This is a genomic window from Enterobacter cloacae complex sp. P13B (assembly GCF_014895915.1).
Taxonomy (GTDB): Bacteria; Pseudomonadota; Gammaproteobacteria; order Enterobacterales; family Enterobacteriaceae; genus Enterobacter; species Enterobacter bugandensis.
Genome location: NZ_JADBQN010000072.1, coordinates 1 through 18524, shown reverse-complemented (window position 1 = coordinate 18524; position 18524 = coordinate 1). Strand labels below are relative to the sequence as shown.

The following is an 18524-nucleotide window of genomic DNA, read 5'->3' as shown; positions in this document are numbered from 1 at the left end:
GAATCCTGCACGACCCACCAGCCTGAATAAATTTGCAGTACATCCCGCAAGGGGTCGTTAGCTCAGTTGGTAGAGCAGTTGACTTTTAATCAATTGGTCGCAGGTTCGAATCCTGCACGACCCACCAATGTAAAAAAGCGCCCTAAAGGCGCTTTTTTGCTATCTGCGATCTGGATGATTCGAACCTGCAGCAGGTTCGAGCCGAACGCAGTGAGGCACCGGAGCCGTTTGAGGCGACGGCCCGAAGCGAGTCATCCTGCACGACCCACCGGTGTAGAAAGGCGCCCTAAAGGCGCCTTTTTGCTATCTGCCGTACAACAAATGCTCCGCCCATCTATTCCCGGTGACTTTTCACTCCAGATTCGCTATCTTGTTTAGTATATAAAACACAATTGCCCTGCGTATTGCTTTGTCAGGCAAAAGAAAGGCAATATTGTTAAGCCAGTAAAACGAGAAGCCATAATGAGCGAGATGTTCGATCCTGAAGCCGCAATCTATCCGTTTCCGCCAAAGCCTGTGCCATTAAGCCAGGATGAAAAACAATTCTACCGCGAGAAGATCAAACGGCTTCTCAAAGAGCGCGATGCGGTGATGGTGGCCCATTACTACACCGATCCGGAAATCCAGCAGCTGGCGGAAGAGACCGGGGGCTGTATTTCTGATTCACTGGAGATGGCCCGCTTCGGTGCAAAACATCCCGCTTCCACGCTGCTGGTTGCAGGCGTGCGTTTTATGGGCGAAACGGCAAAGATCCTCAGCCCGGAAAAAACCATTCTGATGCCGACGCTCAATGCGGAGTGTTCGCTCGATCTCGGCTGCCCGATTGACGAATTCAACGCCTTCTGCGACGCCCATCCTGACCGGACCGTGGTTGTTTACGCCAACACCTCTGCGGCGGTAAAAGCGCGCGCAGATTGGGTGGTCACGTCGAGCATCGCCGTTGAGCTGATTGAGCATCTGGACAGCCTGGGTGAGAAAATTATCTGGGCCCCTGACCGCCATCTTGGCAATTACGTTCAAAAGCAGACCGGCGCTGACGTTCTCTGCTGGCAGGGCGCCTGCATTGTGCACGACGAATTCAAGACCCAGGCGCTGTCCCGTATGAAGGCGCTTTATCCTGACGCGGCCATTCTTGTGCACCCTGAATCACCGCAGTCGATTGTTGATATGGCCGATGCGGTTGGCTCAACCAGCCAGCTTATCAACGCGGCCAGGACGCTGCCGCACAAGCAGCTCATCGTCGCGACCGATCGCGGTATCTTCTATAAGATGCAGCAGGCCGTACCGGAGAAAGAGCTGCTGGAAGCCCCAACGGCAGGTGAGGGCGCGACGTGCCGCAGCTGCGCGCATTGCCCATGGATGGCGATGAACGGCCTGAAGGCCATTGCCGAAGGGCTCGAGACAGGCGGTGCAGCGCATGAAATTCATGTGGACGCCGCTCTGCGTGACGGTGCGTTAATTCCGCTTAAACGCATGCTGGATTTTGCGGCTACACTACGTACTTAATTCAAAACCGCCCTGGGGAAAAGATGGATTTTTTTAGCACGCAAAACATTCTGGTTCATATACCGATTGGTGCAGGTGGCTATGACCTGTCATGGATTGAAGCCGTAGGCACGCTGGCGGGGTTGCTGTGTATCTGGCTGGCAAGCCTGGAGAAGATCAGCAACTACGCGTTCGGGCTGATTAACGTCACGCTGTTTGCAATTATCTTCTTCCAGATCCAGCTGTACGCCAGCCTGCTTTTACAGCTGTTTTTCTTCGCCGCCAATATTTACGGCTGGTACGCCTGGTCCCGGCAGAACAGCCAGCAGGAGGCTGAGCTGCAGATCCGCTGGCTGCCCTTACCGAAAGCCATCGCCTGGTTTGTCGCCTGCGTCGTCGCTATTGGTTTGATGACCGTCTACATCAACCCGGTGTTTGCGTTCCTGACCCGCGTTGCCGTTTCGGTCATGTCCGCGATTGGCCTCAACGTGACGATGCCGGAGCTTCAGCCGGATGCCTTCCCGTTTTGGGATTCCTGCATGATGGTGCTGTCGATCGCGGCGATGGTCCTGATGACCCGTAAATACGTTGAGAACTGGCTGCTGTGGGTCATCATCAACGTCATCAGCGTGGTGATTTTTGCCCTTCAGGGCGTTTATGCCATGTCGCTGGAGTATCTGCTGCTGACCTTCATTGCCCTGAACGGCAGCCGGATGTGGATCAAGAGCGCGCGTGAGCGTGGCTCACACGCGCTTTCAAGCTAGTGGTGATGATGTGAATGGTCGGGCTGCGCCTCGTTAAGGTGGCAGTCCGGCCCGCTACAGGGCTGATACTCCATCTGAATGGTGGCGTGACCAATCTCATAGTGATGTTCAAGAAAGTGCTGGATGCGTTCAAGCAGCGCGTCGTGGTCGTGGGGTGGGATGACCTGGACGTGCAGCGTCATGACCGGCTTCTCGCCTACCAGCCAGACGTGCACGTGATGAACGTTACGCACTTCCGGGACAGTACGGCGCAGGTTTCGTTTCAGCTCGTCAATGTCCATTGATGCCGGCGCCCCTTCCAGCAGTTCATTGACGCTCTCCTTCAGCAGCCGCCAGGCGCTGCGCAAGACCAGACACGATACCAGCACGGAGAGAATGGGGTCGACAGGCGTCCAGCCGGTATAGAGGATCACCAGCGCGGCGACAATCGCCCCGACTGAGCCGAGCAAATCCCCCAGCACATGCAGAGCCGCAGCGCGAACGTTGAGGTTCTTTTCCCCGCTGCCGCGGTGCAAAATCCAGAACGCCAGAATATTTGCCAGCAACCCCGCCACGGCAATCACCATCATTGTCGTCCCGGCGATGGGCTGCGGGTGCCTGAAACGCTGTACGGCCTCCCAGACGATAAGAACAGTAATAACCACCAGCGCGATGGCGTTAACAAACGCGGCAAGGGTGGTCAGCCTCAGCCAGCCGAAGGTGTGGCGCGCATTGGGTGGACGACGCGCGAACTGCACGGCCAGCAGGGCGAAGAGTAGCGCGGCGGCATCGGTCAGCATGTGTCCGGCATCAGCCAGAAGCGCCAGAGAGCCGGAAACCAGGCCGCCAATGACCTCGATAATCATAAAGGTTGCCGTGACGCCAAAAGCGAGCATAAGTCGTTTAGCGTTGTCGTTGCCGGGTGAATGCGAGTGGGAATGGGAGTGCGCCATGTCTGCTTTCCTGATGTGTTATTGTTTTTAGTGTAGCGTTTTTAATAGGTTACTCCAAAAAGAAAGGAGAGCCTGGGCTCTCCTTTTTCTGACGGTTCATCACAAATTACTGGGTGGTGCCATCGGTTTTGGTATTGGCGTCATTACCCACCTTATCGTTAGGATCCGGGCATTTGCCGTCTTTGCACACAGAGTTCTTGTGAACCTCATCCGAGCTCATGTTGCCATGATTCATGGTGCCGTCGGTGTGGGTGTTTCCATTATTTATCTGACTATTATCGACATTGTTCGGGGCGATATTCTGTTTCGCATCAGGCGCAACCTGGCCTGCCGCAGCCGCCGCATTGGCATCACCGTTGCTGTCTGAAGCCCCCGTTTCTGCGGCCAGGACGCTGCCGCTGGCAAGGGTGAGTGTGGCAGTCAGGAAGAGGGTGGTCAGTTTTGTCATTTTCATGATGGTGCTCCTGTTCTTGTCGTTACGCTGGATAACATTCTCCAACAGTGCATCTTTTTAGAGGCGAAAGATTCCGCCTTACGGACTTACGTCAGTAGGGAATCGCGTTTAAGCGTTTAAAAATGGTTGTTACAGTTAAAAAGCTTAGGTTAGATCTCATTTTTCGCTATTTTGTGGCGATTTTTAGGCGAATTCCAGGAATTATCTGCGTGAAGTGTAAAACCGTGTTTACACTTCCTGGTCGACAAGATAGATTGAAAGGATTGCTTTCATTACTAAAGATATGGCAGAGCTGGAAAGAAGATGAATTATCAGAACGACGATTTACGCATTAAAGAGATCAATGAGTTATTACCTCCTGTAGCACTCCTTGAGAAATTCCCCGCCACTGAAAATGCCGCAAATACGGTTTCTCATGCTCGTAAAGCGATCCACAAGATCCTGAAAGGTAATGACGATCGTCTTCTGGTGGTGATTGGCCCGTGCTCCATTCACGATCCTGCCGCTGCGAAAGAGTATGCGGCGCGTCTGCTCACCCTGCGTGAAGAGTTAAAGGATGAGCTGGAAATCGTCATGCGCGTCTATTTTGAAAAACCGCGCACGACCGTGGGCTGGAAAGGGCTGATTAACGATCCGCACATGGATAACAGCTTCCAGATCAACGACGGCCTGCGCATTGCGCGCAAGCTGCTGCTGGAGATCAACGACAGCGGCCTGCCTGCTGCCGGCGAGTTCCTGGATATGATTACGCCACAATACCTGGCAGACCTGATGAGCTGGGGCGCCATTGGTGCCCGTACCACTGAATCTCAGGTTCACCGCGAGCTGGCTTCCGGTCTCTCATGTCCGGTGGGCTTCAAAAACGGTACTGATGGCACCATCAAAGTGGCTATCGATGCCATCAACGCCGCGGGTGCGCCGCACTGCTTCCTGTCCGTGACCAAATGGGGTCACTCCGCCATCGTCAACACCAGCGGTAACGGTGATTGCCACATCATTCTGCGTGGCGGTAAAGAGCCAAACTACAGTGCAAAACACGTGGCAGAGGTGAAGGCCGGGCTGGAAAAAGCCGGGCTGCCACCGCAGGTGATGATCGACTTCAGCCACGCCAACTCCAGCAAGCAGTTCAAAAAGCAGATGGAAGTGGGGGCGGACGTCTGTCAGCAGATCGCTAACGGTGAGAAGGCGGTAATTGGGGTGATGATCGAAAGCCATCTGGTTGAAGGTAACCAGAACCTGGAAGGCAGCGAGCCGCTGGTGTATGGCAAAAGCGTCACCGATGCCTGCATTGGCTGGGACGATACCGATGCCATCCTGCGTCAGCTGGCGAATGCGGTAAAAGCGCGCCGCGGCTGAGTCCTCACGCACAAATAAAAAAGCGCGGAAGGCTCCGCGCTTTTTTTATGTCCGGCGAAAATTACTTCGCTTTACCCTGGTTCGCGACAGCCGCTGCTTTCGCTGCGATCTCGTCCGCGTTACCCAGGTAGTAATGTTTGATTGGCTTAAAGTTTTCGTCGAACTCATATACCAGCGGTACGCCAGTTGGGATGTTCAGTTCGAGGATCTCGTCTTCGCCCATGTTGTCCAGGTATTTCACCAGCGCGCGCAGAGAGTTACCGTGAGCAGCGATGATCACGCGCTCACCGCTTTTCAGGCGTGGCAGAATGGTTTCGTTCCAGTAAGGCACAACGCGGTCGATGGTCAGCGCCAGGCTCTCGGTAGTTGGCAGCTCAGCATCGGTCAGTTTCGCGTAGCGCGGGTCGTGGCCCGGATAGCGCTCGTCATCTTTGGTCAGCTCTGGTGGGGTGACCGCGAAGCCGCGACGCCACTGTTTAACCTGCTCGTCGCCGTATTTCTCAGCGGTTTCCGCTTTGTTCAGACCCTGCAGCGCACCGTAGTGACGCTCGTTCAGTTTCCAGGATTTCTCAACCGGCAGCCAGGCCTGATCCAGTTCGTCCAGCACGTTCCACAGGGTGTGGATGGCACGTTTCAGCACAGAGGTGTAAGCAAAATCAAAGCTGAAGCCTTCTTCCTTCAGCAGTTTACCTGCTGCTTTTGCTTCGCTTACGCCTTTCTCGGACAGATCAACGTCGTACCAACCGGTAAAGCGGTTTTCGTTGTTCCACTGGCTTTCGCCGTGACGCACCAGGACCAGCTTAGTAATAGCCATCTCTTACTCCTCAAGCATTTTTAGAATGATAACAATTCTCATTATATTGCTGTGGCCGTGCCAGCAGCAACGCTTAACCCTAACCATAGCGAAAATAGTCTCTGAGTGTAAGATGCTTGTGAATCCAGGGTTAGGGTTTTGTCAGCGATCGGCGCTATTTTCAGCAAGACGCGCAGAAAAAAGCCCTCCGATGGGAGGGCTGGAAATCATTTCGGAATAAAATGGTATTCCGTCACGCTAATGTACTCTTCACCGGGGCGCAGCACGCAGTCCGGCTGCGGCCATTCAGGATGATTGGGGCTGTCCGGCAGGAACTCGCTCTCAAGCGCAAGTCCTTGCCAGTCGCTGTACTCATTGTGTTCGCGCGCCGTCGTGCCGCCGAGGTAGTTGCCCGAGTAGAATTGCAGGGCTGGGGCGGTGGTATACACCGTCATCTGCAGTTTCTCATCGCTGGACCAGACCTGTGCGGCAGGCTGCTTCACATCACCTTTGGCGTGCAGCAGGAACGCGTGATCGTAGCCTTTCACCTTGCGCTGATCGTCATCGCTCAGGAAATCCTGGGCGATAACTTTCGCGCTGCGGAAGTCAAAGCTGGTCCCGCTCACGTCTTTCAGGCCCTGATACGGAATGCCCATCTCGTCAACCGGCAGATACGCGTCCGCCAGGATCTGCAGCTTGTGGTTACGCACGTCGCACTGGTTGCCGTCGAGATTGAAGTAGGCATGGTTAGTCAGGTTAACCGGACACGGCTTGTCGACCGTCGCACGGTATTCAATAGCGATACGGTTGTCGTCCGTCAGCGTAAAGCGCGCGGACGCGGTAAGGTTCCCCGGGAAGCCCTGATCGCCATCAAGGGAATCCAGCGAGAACAGCACTTCGCCGTCGTTTTGACGAACAATTTTCCAGCGGCGTTTATCAAACCCGTCCGGACCGCCGTGAAGCTGGTTCTCGCCCTGGCTTGGCAGCAGGGAGTACTGCACGCCGTCGAGCTCAAAACGGCTCTTCGCGATGCGGTTGGCATAGCGCCCGACGGACGCGCCCAGATAGGCAGACTGATGAACGTACTGCTCGGGTGAGGCGCAGCCCAGCAGGGTTTCGCGCACGCTGCCGTCCGGCATCGGTACGCGGGCAGAAAGCAGGGTCGCACCCCAGTCCATCAGCGTAACCACCATCCCCGCGCTGTTGCGCAGGGTTAACAGGCGATACGGCAGACCATCCGGTGCGAGGGTAGGTGTTTCGTTTAGCACTGTCCGGCTCCTTGTGATGCTTTACATACATAGAACGTTTCTTTGATGCCCGTTTGCGCTTCGTACTGCTTCGCCACGGCGTCCTGGACGGCAGGGACCAGCTCTTCCGGCACCAGCGCGACGATGCAGCCGCCAAAGCCGCCGCCCGTCATGCGCACGCCGCCTTTATCGCCAATAACCGCTTTGACGATGTCCACCAGGGTGTCGATCTGCGGCACGGTGATTTCAAAATCATCGCGCATGGAGGCGTGAGATTCCGCCATCAGCTCACCCATGCGCTTCAGGTCACCTTTCGCCAGCGCGGAGGCGGCTTCAACGGTACGGGCATTTTCGGTCAGCACGTGACGAACGCGTCTGGCGACGACAGGATCCAGCTCGTGCGCCACTTTGTTAAATTCATCGAGCGTCACGTCGCGCAGGGCAGGCTGCTGGAAGAAGCGCGCGCCGGTTTCGCACTGTTCGCGGCGGGTGTTGTACTCGCTGCCCACCAGCGTGCGTTTAAAGTTACTGTTGATAATCACGACGGCCGCGCTTTTTGGCAGGGGAACGGCTTTGGTACCAAGCGAGCGGCAGTCGATCAGTAAAGCATGCTCTTTTTTGCCCAGCGCGGAGATCAGCTGGTCCATGATGCCGCAGTTGCAGCCCACGAACTGGTTTTCCGCTTCCTGACCGTTCAGGGCAATTTGCGCCCCGTCCAGCGGCAGATGATACAGCTGCTGGAAGACGGTTCCCACGGCCACTTCGAGCGAGGCCGACGAGCTTAAGCCCGCGCCCTGCGGCACGTTGCCGCTGATGACTAAATCGGCGCCGCCGAAGTTCTTATTGCGCTTCTGCAGATGCTTCACCACGCCGCGCACGTAGTTAGACCACTGCTGGCTGTCGTGCGTCACAATCGGGGCATCAAGGGAAAACTCGTCCGTCTCATTACCGTAATCCGCCGCAATGACGCGGACTTTACGGTCGTCGCGCTTCGCACAGCTGATAACCGTCTGGTAATCGATGGCGCACGGCAGCACGAAGCCGTCGTTGTAGTCGGTGTGCTCGCCGATCAGGTTGACGCGACCAGGCGCCTGAATTACGTGGGTGGCAGGGTAGCCAAATTTCTCAGCAAACAGGGATTGTGTTTTATCTTTCAGACTCATTTTTAGACTCCTGATTCGCGATAGTGGACGTCGCTGACGGCACGCAGACGCTCTGCCGCCTGTTCCGCCGTCAGGTCACGCTGGGTTTCCGCCAGCATTTCATAGCCCACCATAAATTTACGCACCGTTGCAGAGCGCAGCAGCGGCGGATAGAAATGGGCGTGCAACTGCCAGTGCTGATTCTCTTCGCCGTTAAACGGCGCGCCGTGCCAGCCCATGGAGTACGGGAAGGAGCACTGGAACAGGTTGTCGTAACGGCTGGTCAGCTTTTTCAGCGCCAGCGCCAGGTCGTCGCGCTGCGCGTCGCTGAGATCGGTAATGCGCTGAACGTGCGCTTTCGGCAGCAGCAGCGTCTCAAACGGCCAGGCGGCCCAGTAAGGCACGACCGCCAGCCAGTGTTCGGTTTCCACTACGGTACGGCTGCCGTCGGCCAGCTCGCGCTGGGTGTAGTCCACCAGCATGGGTGAGCCGTTTTCTACGAAATAGTCCTTCTGCAGACGGTCTTCACGCTCGGCTTCGTTGGGCAGGAAGCTGTTCGCCCAGATCTGGCCGTGCGGATGCGGGTTAGAGCAGCCCATCGCCGCGCCTTTGTTTTCGAACACCTGCACCCACGGATAGCTCTGCCCCAGCTCAGCGGTTTGCGCCTGCCAGGTGCTGACCACCTCTTTCAGCGCGTCCACGCTCAGCTCCGGCAGCGTTTTGCTGTGATCGGGCGAGAAGCAGATCACGCGGCTGGTACCGCGCGCGCTTTCGCAGCGCATCAGCGGGTCGTGGCTCGCGGGGGCATCCGGGGTATCGGTCATCAGGGCGGCAAAATCGTTGGTAAACACGAAGGTGCCTTTGTAGTCCGGGTTTTTATCCCCGGTCACGCGCGTGTTGCCCGGACAGAGGAAGCAATCCGGATCGTGCTGCGGCAGGGTCTGTTTTGCAGGCGTCTCCTGCGCCCCCTGCCAGGGACGCTTGGCGCGATGCGGAGAGACCAAAATCCATTGCCCGCTTAGCGGGTTAAAACGACGATGCGGATGATCGACGGGATTAAACGAAGTCATGACGGATCCTTAGTCCGGATAACCCTGCGGGTGGCGTGACTGCCAGTGCCAGGTATCCTGTGCCATTTCATCAAGCGTGCGGGTGACACGCCAGTTAAGTTCTTTATCGGCTTTGGTGGCATCGGCCCAGTAAGCAGGCAGGTCGCCATCACGACGCGGAGCGAAGTGGTAGTTCACCGGCTTACCGCAGGCTTTGCTGAAGGCGTTAACCACGTCCAGCACGCTGCTGCCGACCCCGGCGCCGAGGTTATAAATATGCACGCCCGGTTTGTCAGCCAGCTGCTGCATGGCTGCAACGTGGCCGTCTGCTAAATCCATCACGTGGATATAGTCACGCACGCCGGTGCCGTCTTCGGTCGGGTAGTCATTACCAAAAATGGCCAGCGACTCGCGACGGCCTACCGCCACCTGGGCGATGTACGGCATCAGGTTGTTCGGAATGCCCTGCGGATCTTCACCCATATCGCCAGACGGATGGGCGCCGACCGGGTTGAAGTAGCGCAGCAATGCGATGCTCCACTCCGGCTGGGCTTTTTGCAGGTCGGTCAGGATCTGCTCTACCATCAGCTTGCTTTTGCCGTACGGGCTTTGCGGCGTACCGGTCGGGAAGCTTTCAACGTAAGGAATTTTTGGCTGATCGCCATAGACGGTGGCGGAGGAGCTAAAGATAAAGTTTTTGACGTTTGCCGCGCGCATGGCGGAGATCAGACGCAGGGTACCGTTGACGTTGTTGTCGTAATACTCAAGCGGTTTCGCAACGGATTCACCGACCGCTTTCAGACCCGCGAAGTGGATCACCGCTTCGATGGCGTGGTCGTGAAGGATCTCGGTCATCAGCGCTTCGTTGCGGATGTCGCCTTCCACGAAAGTCGGCTGTTTACCGCCAAGACGTTCAATCACCGGCAGCACGCTGCGCTTACTATTGCACAGGTTGTCGAGGATGATCACATCGTGACCATTTTGCAGCAGCTGCACACAGGTATGACTTCCGATGTAACCGCTACCACCTGTTACCAGAACTCGCATAATTCGCTCCATTGGGCCTATGGTATGTAATAACCATAGCATAACAGAGACGCAAAAAGTGTGACATGGGATAAAATAGTGGAATCGTTTACACTCGTTTTCACACCCGCTTTTTCGATGACGTAGAGCATTCTAGATCAAAGAGATAGCGATGTATTGATGCAAGTTATCTGAAAAGAGGAGGGCGGTGCCCTCCGCGGTTAATCTACGTTGCTGAGAAGGTAGCGATAACCCTCGCCGTCCGCGACAAACTCGAGGCGGTGGGTGATGCAGGAGGGGGCATCTTCGGCATGGTGTGAAACGAACAGCAGCTGCGTTTCACCTTCGCTAATCAGCACGTCCACAAAGCGGCGGACCAGCTGTCGGTTAAGCGGATCCAGCCCCTGCAGCGGCTCGTCGAGGATCAGGAGTGTAGGGTGTTTTACCAGCGCGCGAACGATCAGTGCCAGGCGCTGCTGCCCCCACGACAGGCTATGAAACGGTGCGTCAGCCACCCGGTTATCCATCCCCAGAATATCCAGCCACTGCTGGGCCAGCTTGTGCTGTTTATCTGACACTGCCTGATAAATGCCGATGGAATCAAAATAGCCGGAAAGGATCACGTTGCGTACCGTGGTACTGACCCGGTAATCCAGATGCAGGCTGCTGCTAACGTAGCCAATGTGCTTTTTGATATCCCAGATGGTTTCGCCGCTGCCGCGACGGCGGCCAAACAGCGTTAGATCGTTGCTGTAGCCCTGCGGGTGATCGCCGGTTATCAGGCTCAGCAGCGTGGATTTCCCCGCGCCGTTGGGACCGACAATCTGCCAGTGTTCGCCAGGATTAACCGTCCAGCTGAGGTGATTCAGGATCGGTCGTTCGTCATAGGAGACTACGCCATCGCGCAGGACGATAAGCGGCTGCCGGGGATCGAGACCGTGGCGTGCTGCCGGCGCGTCGGGATCCGGCAGCGCAATGCCCGCCAGCTTTTCGCTGTGCGCAAGCTGGGCAATCAGCGCCTGTCGGAGCAGCGCGGACTTTTCTCCGGTTTCGATCAGGCTACAGTCTGCCAGCACGCCCGCGTTCTGCACGAAGTCAGGAATTTCATCAAAGCGGTTCAGCACCAGTACGATCGTATAGCCTTCCTGATTCAGAGAGTCCAGCAGGGCAGCCAGCTGGGCGCGGGAGTGGACATCCAGCCCGTCAAAGGGCTCATCCAGAATCAGCAGCTCCGGCTGGCTCATGAGCGCCTGGCACAGCAGCGTTTTCCGCGTCTCGCCGGTAGAGAGGTACTTAAAGCGCCGGTTCAGCAGCGCGGAAATGCCAAACTGTTCCGCCAGATGCTGACAGCGGGCGGGATCTTTCACCTCATCCTGAATAATTTCCGCCGCCGTGCGGCCGGTATCTTCTTCGCCAGGACTGAGTAAATCGGTATTGTTGCGCTGCCACTCGTCGCTGACCAGCTTCTGCAGCTGTTCAAAGGACAGGCGCGTCAGGTGCCTGAAATCGCTCCGGCATTCGCCTTTGAGAAGGGTAAGCTCTCCGGCCAGCGCGCGGGCCAGCGCGGATTTACCGCTGCCGTTAGTGCCGACAAACGCCCAGCTTTCACCCGCGCGTATTGTCAGATCGGCAATCGTCAGCGTTCGGGTATCGCTAAGACGAAACGTACCTTGCGAAATATGCAATGATGACATGATGTATCCCATTTTTTGCAGCAATAGATATCAGGGATACGCACTGTCGTCACGATTGTCAATGCGCTCAGCACAATGTGGCGATAATCACCCGGTCCGCGTTGAAATATGCGGTGACGACAGCACCTTCTTCTAAATCGTTCGCCTCGCTGAGCGGGACCGTGGCGCAAAGCGCCTGTCCGTCTGCCAGGGGCATCAGCACTTCGCACTGCTCCTTGCCGCGTTCGATATGGCTGATGGTGCCCCGCAGCTGGTTATCAGCCGCCTTTGCCTTGTCCGGGTCGCGTGTGATATTGACCCAAGGTGCTTTCAGCAACACCAGTACCTCTTTACCTTCATCCAGGTCAAGGCGCTCTGCGCTCTGGGCCGTTATAGCCGCTTTCAGACGGGTGACACCATCGGCAAGCAGGATCTCAACATGCTGCTGTACCTGGAGATTATCGCGCGCCGTCACCGTACCAAACCACTGGTTGCGGGCGCTGGTCTGCAACGAGAAGCGGGAAATGGCGGCCAGCAAGCTGTCCAGCGGAACGTTGTCGTCGTCACTCAATACATCGAACGCTTTTTGCTGAATCTGGCCCAGGAGATCGTAGAGCTGAATCAGGCGCAGGCCGTAGCGTGTGACAACAGCACCTCCACCGCCTTTGCCCCCTGTGGCTCTGTCCACCAGCGGATGCTCGCTCAGGGTGTTCATGTCATTGATGGCATCCCAGGCGCTTTTATAGCTAATCCCGGCGTTCTTAGCGCCCTGGCTAATTGAGCCGGTTTGTTCTATCTGTTTAAGCAGGGCAATACGTCGGGGATCGGCGAAAAGCTTTTGCTGAAGTCGGAGAGTAAGAAGAATTTCGGCCTGCATAACAGTGTCCTGGCAAAAAGAATATTGTGACCCAAATGGTGCAGGGCGCAAAGGGCACCGCACAAAAGGGGATGTTTTTCTTACTTTTCAGGGTAGAATAGCCCATTCACAAAATCTGGAGAAAACCATGTTAGAGTTGTTGAAAAGTCTGGTATTCGCCGTGATCATGGTACCAGTAGTGATGGCCATCATCCTCGGTGCCATCTACGGCCTGGGTGAAGTGTTCAACATCTTTTCGAATATCGGCCACCGAGACCGTGCGAAAAAGCAGCATTAATTTCCCACAAAACGCCCGGCTTGCCCGGGCGTTTTGCTCTCAAGCTTTTCTTACTTTCGCCGATATTATTTAACGTAACACACCGTGTTACCCCTTGAGCGGTACGAATTACCGCTGGGATCTCCCTGACGATACCGTTATATTAATATGTATATAACGCTACTCACAGGAGTTACAGATGGCACGTTCATGGGTACGCCTTTTCGCAGGGGCAACGCTGACGCTTTCACTTACCGGACACGCGCTGGCGGACGAAGGTAAAATCACGGTCTTTGCGGCGGCGTCGTTGACCAACGCGCTGCAGGATATTGCGGCGGCGTATAAAAAAGAGAAAAACGTCGAGGTAGTCTCCTCTTTTGCCTCTTCCTCTACGCTGGCACGGCAGATAGAAGCGGGCGCTCCGGCAGATCTGTTTATCTCTGCTGACCAGAAGTGGATGGACTACGCGGTGGAGAAGAAATCGATTGATGCGGCGACCCGCGAAACGCTGCTGGGCAATAGCCTGGTTGTGGTTGCACCGAAGGCCAGCGCGCAGGGTGAAATCACCATCAACAATGAGACAAACTGGACCCGCCTGCTGAACGGTGCCCGTCTGGCGGTGGGTGACCCGGAACACGTTCCGGCCGGGATTTACGCCAAAGAAGCGCTGCAAAAGCTGGGCGCGTGGGAGACCCTGTCACCAAAACTGGCCCCGGCGGAAGATGTGCGCGGCGCGCTGGCGCTGGTGGAGCGTAACGAAGCTCCGCTGGGCATTGTGTATGGTTCCGATGCCGTTGCCAGCAAGGGCGTAAAAGTAGTTGGCACCTTCCCGGAAGACTCCCACAAGAAAGTGGAATATCCTGTGGCGATTGTTGATGGACATAAAAATGCGACCGTAACGGCCTTCCGCGATTATCTGAAGGGGCCGGAGGCGTCCGCAATCTTTAAACGTTATGGATTTACGACTCACTGATGATACTGACCGATCCTGAATGGCAGGCTGTTCTGCTGAGCCTTAAAGTCTCTTCCCTGGCGGTTGCGCTGAGTTTGCCCTTTGGGATCTTTTTTGCCTGGCTACTGGTTCGCTGTCGGTTCCCCGGCAAAGCGCTGCTCGACAGCGTCCTTCATCTTCCCCTGGTTTTACCGCCCGTGGTGGTCGGTTATCTGCTGCTGATTTCGATGGGGCGACGCGGTTTTATCGGCGAAAAGCTCTATGACTGGTTCGGAATCACCTTTGCCTTTAGCTGGCGCGGTGCGGTACTGGCGGCGGCGGTGATGTCATTCCCGCTGATGGTCAGAGCGATCCGCCTCGCGCTGGAAGGCGTGGATATGAAGCTCGAACAGGCAGCCCGCACGCTCGGTGCCGGGCGCTGGCGCGTCTTTTTTACCATCACGCTTCCGCTTACGCTGCCGGGCATCATTGTCGGGACGGTGCTGGCGTTCGCCCGCTCGCTGGGCGAGTTTGGTGCGACCATCACCTTTGTGTCGAACATTCCCGGCGAGACGCGGACCATCCCATCGGCCATGTATACCCTGATTCAGACGCCAGGGGGAGAGAGTGCCGCAGCGCGGCTGTGCATCATCTCTATCGTATTAGCCCTGGTTTCGCTGCTGGTTTCTGAATGGCTGGCACGGCTAAGCCGCGAACGGATGGGGAAATAACGATGCTGGAACTGAATTTCACCCAGACGCTGGGAAACTATACTCTGACGCTTAACGAGACGCTGCCTGCAAGCGGCATCACCGCCGTCTTCGGCGTGTCGGGCGCGGGTAAAACGTCTCTGATTAACGCTATCAGCGGCCTGACGCGCCCGCAGTCAGGGCGCATTGTCCTGAACAACCGCGTCCTGAATGACGTGGAGAACAAGATTTACCTTTCGCCGGATAAGCGCCGCATCGGCTATGTTTTTCAGGACGCGCGCTTATTCCCGCACTACAGCGTGCGCGGCAACCTGCGCTACGGCATGGCGAAAAGCATGGCCGGGCAGTTTGATAAGCTGGTGACGCTTTTAGGCATTGAACCCCTGCTCGACAGGCTGCCGTCCTCGCTCTCCGGCGGGGAGAAACAGCGTGTGGCTATAGGCCGCGCGTTGCTGACCGCCCCCGAACTGCTGCTGCTCGACGAGCCGCTGGCTTCGCTGGATATACCGCGCAAGCGCGAGCTTTTGCCTTACCTGCAGCGTCTGACCCGCGAAATTAATATTCCGATGCTCTACGTCAGCCATTCGCTGGATGAGATCCTGCATCTGGCCGACAAAGTGCTGGTGCTGGAAGAGGGCAGCGTGAAGGCCTTCGGCAACCTGGAAGAGGTGTGGGGCAGTAGCGTGATGCACCCCTGGTTACCCAGGGAGCAGCAGAGCAGCATCCTGAAGGTGAGCGTTCTGGAGCATCATCCGCACTACGCGATGACCGCCCTGGCGCTGGGCGACCAGCATCTTTGGGTCAATAAGATCGACAAACCGTTGCAGTCCGCGCTGCGGATCCGCATCCAGGCGTCGGACGTCTCGCTGGTGTTGCAGCCGCCGCTGCAAACCAGTATTCGAAATATTCTGCGCGCCAAAGTGGCGGAATGTTTTGATGATAACGGGCAGGTAGAGGTGAAGCTCGACGTGGGCAGCAGGACGCTCTGGGCGCGCATCAGCCCGTGGGCCAGGGATGAGTTGGCAATCAAGCCCGGCCTGTGGCTTTACGCGCAAATCAAGAGCGTTTCGATCACCGCCTGATTACAGCAGGTGGGTATAGATGTATTGCGCGATGCTGTCGGTGGTGTTGTCGCCAATCACCACGTTAGCACGCGCTTTTACCGCGTCGTCCGCATTACCCATCGCCACGCCCGTACCGACGGCTTCCAGCATGCTGATGTCGTTGTAGTTGTCGCCGAAGGCGATCGCGTCCTGCATTGACCAGCCCTGCGATTCCACGTACTGCGTCAGGCGCTTGCCTTTGCTGTTACCCTTGCGGGCTATATCCACCTGATCGTGCCAGGACCATTCGCACTCCAGCCCCAGCGTGTCCTCAACGTGTTTCGCGAAGGTATTCAGTTTGGTGGTGTCTTCATCCGTCAGGGCAAACTTCCAGATAGCCTCAACGTCCTGGGCCGCCTGACGCAGAGAGGAAACCTGGGTAAAGACCGGACGCTGCGCTTCTGGCAGGGACAACGCCCAGTTGCTGGTGCGTACCACATGGCCGGTTGGGCGCTCGTACACCATCGCGTTATCCACATACATCAGGCCGTGAACGTTATGCTCATCCAGCAGATCAATCAGCTGCAGCGCCTGGGGAACCGGCAGCGGGTCGGAGGCTAAAACCTTTTTTGCCTGATAATCATACAAGTATATACTATGTTATACAAACAAATATCACATGCAAAAGGTGAGGTTATATGAAAAAATGCTTTATCTATCACCGCGTTAGCTCAGAAAATCAACTTGCGGGTGCGGGAATTCAAAGGCAAGCCGACAATCTACAGGCATATGTAGAACGTATGAATCTGCTTGCTGATATGGACGAACCTGAAGCAACTATTATTAGTGATGAGGGGGTATCAGCATTCAAGGGTAAGGCTAGAAAAGCGTCAAAGGGTGTAAAGGCTGTTAAGGGGGGTAACTTAGATGAAGGTGAGTTAGGCCGATGGATGGAACAAGTACGGGCGGGTATGTGGGATGGTTCGGCGTTAGTACTAGAAAGTATAGATAGGTTTAGCCGCCAAAACCCCTTCACGGTAGTAGCGTACTTGTCAGAGATAGTTAATCGCAATATCACTATTCATGATGTTACATTGAATATGCTTATTAACCGTAGTAATAGTGCTATGTTACCCATTGTTACTATGTCCTCTCAACGTGCCTATGAAGAATCATTGGTTAAGAGTAAACGTATCCGTGATGGTTGGAGGCGTAAACGTGAAAGTGCTTTAAACCACGGTACTATTGTTACTAACAAGCGTCCAAGATGGATTGCTATAGAAGATAGTAAATACATATTAAATGAAAAAGTAGCTATTGTTCGTGAAATTTTTCGTTTGTATAAAACTGGAATAGGTACACCAACTATAGCTAAACTACTTAATACTAAGGGTGATGAATGGCTCTTTGATGGTAAACAATGGCGGGGTGAAGCAGTACATAAGATTCTTAAGAATAAACGTGTTACGGGTACTATTTTTATTAGTGAAACTATGCGTGATAGTACTGGTGATCTGCTTGAGCCAAAGACATATGAAGTGGATATATATCCACAGGCAATAGCACAAGAAGAATTTAATTTAGTACAGCAATTACTTAAAGCTCGTAGACCAAATAACGGAAGAATAAGTACTAGCAAAGATTCAGATGAATTAAAGAAAAGTAATATATTTAATTCACTATGCCGTTGTGCTCGTTGTGGTGAGGCGATGTATCATAATGTGGTACTAGCTAACCGTGATTCAAAAAGGAATGGAAAATTTACAGAGGAATATAGATACATCCGTTGTATAGGTGAACGTGATGGGTTATGTGAAAACAAGGCACTACGTTATGAAGTAGTGGAACAATTTGTGATTGAGCATATCAAGGGAATGGATTTTACACAAATCCTAAAACCTAATGAGATCAATCCAGAGATTGAGTTAGTACGGCAACGTATAGAAGAAGAGAAAGCACACATACAAGAGTATGAACTAGGTATTGAACGTTTAGAAACTCAGGGTAGGAAAGTACCATTTAAGGCATACACAGAGTTAGAAGATTCACGCGATAAGTTAAAGGAACTGGAAGAACGTCAAAGTAACTTCACAGAAGTACAAGTAGATACTGATTACCTGAAAACCGTAGATCCTTCGGTACTATTTGACCAAACCAATATAGAGGTTAGATCAAGAATCGAACGGGAACTATCTAAGGTCATAGATACTATCCAATTGTATAGAACGGGTAAGCACTATGTGATTACTTTGAAGTACCGCAATGTTGATGTACTGAAACATGTACTATTCGTTGAAGCAAAGAAAGAACCCGTATTAATCTCAGGCGTTGCTATTGAACGTATGGGTAGTACTGTAGCGTACTCTACGCCATCCTTTAGTATTGCTATGGTAGATGGTGATTCACCTCGTTTAATCAATATAGAAGGTGAACCATTAAGTATTATCGACTACTCATTACTATTGAACTATGTAGATGCTGTAGATAGGGATGATGTAGTAGGGGTTTGGATGCGTAACAATTTTAATTTCTTAACAGCATAACCGCACTTTACTACGATTCACATAATCTGTAAGAACATCTGAAGTTTTTAGGTGTTTATTATGTCACGCTAAAATACTCTCACTATCCCGACTTAGACAGGCGGTTATTCTGGCCTGGGAAGTAAATCAACCTCCGACCTCCGAAAGGGGGTTTTGCCCACTATAATTGGTAGCTATTCATGCTCTTTTAATCATGTATGATTATTAATACAAGTCAAAGCCGCCGTGAAGATACATTAAGTA

General features: G+C 54.4%; 17 protein-coding genes, 1 tRNA gene and 1 pseudogene. 9 read left to right on the top strand and 10 right to left on the bottom strand.

Annotated elements, in window-relative coordinates; all coding sequences use genetic code 11:
• The first annotated feature begins 51 nt into the window (after positions 1-51).
• The 3 genes from IM273_RS21755 (at position 52) to pnuC (ending at position 2249) form a co-directional block, all read left to right on the top strand.
• Positions 52-127 (top strand) — tRNA-Lys (locus tag IM273_RS21755).
• Positions 128-462: 335 nt separating this feature from the next.
• Positions 463-1506, top strand: a complete 1044-nt coding sequence (gene nadA, locus IM273_RS21750; protein WP_193055622.1) for a quinolinate synthase NadA — start codon at positions 463-465, stop codon at positions 1504-1506.
• Between the two features lie 23 nt (positions 1507-1529).
• Complete coding sequence (gene pnuC, locus IM273_RS21745) at positions 1530-2249, top strand: nicotinamide riboside transporter PnuC (RefSeq protein WP_028012391.1); 720 nt, start codon at positions 1530-1532, stop codon at positions 2247-2249.
• On the opposite strand, the gene zitB is transcribed toward pnuC, so the two are convergent.
• Positions 2246-3181: a CDF family zinc transporter ZitB gene (gene zitB, locus IM273_RS21740; RefSeq protein ID WP_126326713.1), complete on the bottom strand. Its 936-nt coding sequence runs from the start codon at positions 3179-3181 to the stop codon at positions 2246-2248. The two genes, pnuC and zitB, sit on opposite strands and share 4 nt — an antisense overlap.
• 106 nt (positions 3182-3287) lie before the next feature.
• Positions 3288-3635 (bottom strand): protein YbgS, encoded by a 348-nt coding sequence (locus tag IM273_RS21735; protein WP_126326711.1) that lies wholly within the window; start codon positions 3633-3635, stop codon positions 3288-3290.
• Between the two features lie 303 nt (positions 3636-3938).
• Here IM273_RS21735 and aroG point away from each other — a divergent pair, with 303 nt between their 5' ends.
• Entirely contained in the window at positions 3939-4991 is a 1053-nt protein-coding gene (gene aroG / locus IM273_RS21730) for a 3-deoxy-7-phosphoheptulonate synthase AroG (RefSeq protein WP_028012394.1), read from the top strand.
• 61 nt (positions 4992-5052) lie between these two features.
• Here the strand turns inward: aroG and gpmA are convergent, their stop codons facing one another.
• The 7 genes from gpmA to modE form a co-directional block, all read right to left on the bottom strand.
• Positions 5053-5805 (bottom strand): 2,3-diphosphoglycerate-dependent phosphoglycerate mutase, encoded by a 753-nt coding sequence (gene gpmA, locus IM273_RS21725; RefSeq protein ID WP_008501111.1) that lies wholly within the window; start codon positions 5803-5805, stop codon positions 5053-5055.
• Positions 5806-6011: 206 nt separating this feature from the next.
• Positions 6012-7052, bottom strand: coding sequence for a galactose-1-epimerase (gene galM / locus IM273_RS21720; RefSeq protein WP_193055621.1), 1041 nt, complete (start codon positions 7050-7052; stop codon positions 6012-6014).
• Positions 7046-8194: a galactokinase gene (galK, locus tag IM273_RS21715; RefSeq protein ID WP_063154690.1), complete on the bottom strand. Its 1149-nt coding sequence runs from the start codon at positions 8192-8194 to the stop codon at positions 7046-7048. The genes galM and galK overlap by 7 nt, the downstream gene beginning before the upstream one ends.
• A gap of 2 nt (positions 8195-8196) precedes the next feature.
• Complete coding sequence (galT, locus tag IM273_RS21710) at positions 8197-9243, bottom strand: galactose-1-phosphate uridylyltransferase (protein ID WP_193055620.1); 1047 nt, start codon at positions 9241-9243, stop codon at positions 8197-8199.
• Between the two features lie 9 nt (positions 9244-9252).
• Positions 9253-10269, bottom strand: a complete 1017-nt coding sequence (galE, locus tag IM273_RS21705) for a UDP-glucose 4-epimerase GalE (RefSeq protein WP_041910754.1) — start codon at positions 10267-10269, stop codon at positions 9253-9255.
• Positions 10270-10469: 200 nt separating this feature from the next.
• Positions 10470-11942 (bottom strand): molybdate ABC transporter ATP-binding protein ModF, encoded by a 1473-nt coding sequence (gene modF / locus IM273_RS21700; protein WP_193055619.1) that lies wholly within the window; start codon positions 11940-11942, stop codon positions 10470-10472.
• A 67-nt stretch (positions 11943-12009) separates the two neighbouring features.
• Positions 12010-12798 carry a molybdenum-dependent transcriptional regulator gene (modE, locus tag IM273_RS21695; RefSeq protein ID WP_047367754.1) on the bottom strand — a complete coding sequence of 263 codons (789 nt, stop codon included), beginning with the start codon at positions 12796-12798 and terminating at the stop codon, positions 12010-12012.
• Between the two features lie 127 nt (positions 12799-12925).
• Between modE and IM273_RS21690 the strand changes: the two genes are divergently transcribed.
• The 4 genes from IM273_RS21690 (at position 12926) to modC (ending at position 15777) form a co-directional block, all read left to right on the top strand.
• The gene (locus tag IM273_RS21690; RefSeq protein WP_041910751.1) at positions 12926-13075 is read left to right on the top strand and encodes an AcrZ family multidrug efflux pump-associated protein; all 150 of its coding nucleotides are present in this window, start codon (positions 12926-12928) and stop codon (positions 13073-13075) included.
• Positions 13076-13253: 178 nt separating this feature from the next.
• Positions 13254-14027, top strand: a complete 774-nt coding sequence (modA, locus tag IM273_RS21685; RefSeq protein WP_193055618.1) for a molybdate ABC transporter substrate-binding protein — start codon at positions 13254-13256, stop codon at positions 14025-14027.
• Entirely contained in the window at positions 14027-14716 is a 690-nt protein-coding gene (gene modB, locus IM273_RS21680; protein ID WP_041910749.1) for a molybdate ABC transporter permease subunit, read from the top strand. The genes modA and modB overlap by 1 nt, the downstream gene beginning before the upstream one ends.
• Before the next feature lie 2 nt (positions 14717-14718).
• Positions 14719-15777: a molybdenum ABC transporter ATP-binding protein ModC gene (gene modC, locus IM273_RS21675; RefSeq protein WP_193055617.1), complete on the top strand. Its 1059-nt coding sequence runs from the start codon at positions 14719-14721 to the stop codon at positions 15775-15777.
• Here the strand turns inward: modC and IM273_RS21670 are convergent.
• Positions 15778-16389, bottom strand: a pseudogene (locus tag IM273_RS21670) (pyridoxal phosphatase); the annotation flags it as partial.
• A gap of 47 nt (positions 16390-16436) precedes the next feature.
• Here IM273_RS21670 and IM273_RS21665 point away from each other — a divergent pair.
• Positions 16437-18281, top strand: coding sequence for a recombinase family protein (locus IM273_RS21665; RefSeq protein WP_193055616.1), 1845 nt, complete (start codon positions 16437-16439; stop codon positions 18279-18281).
• The last annotated feature ends 243 nt before the right edge of the window (positions 18282-18524 follow it).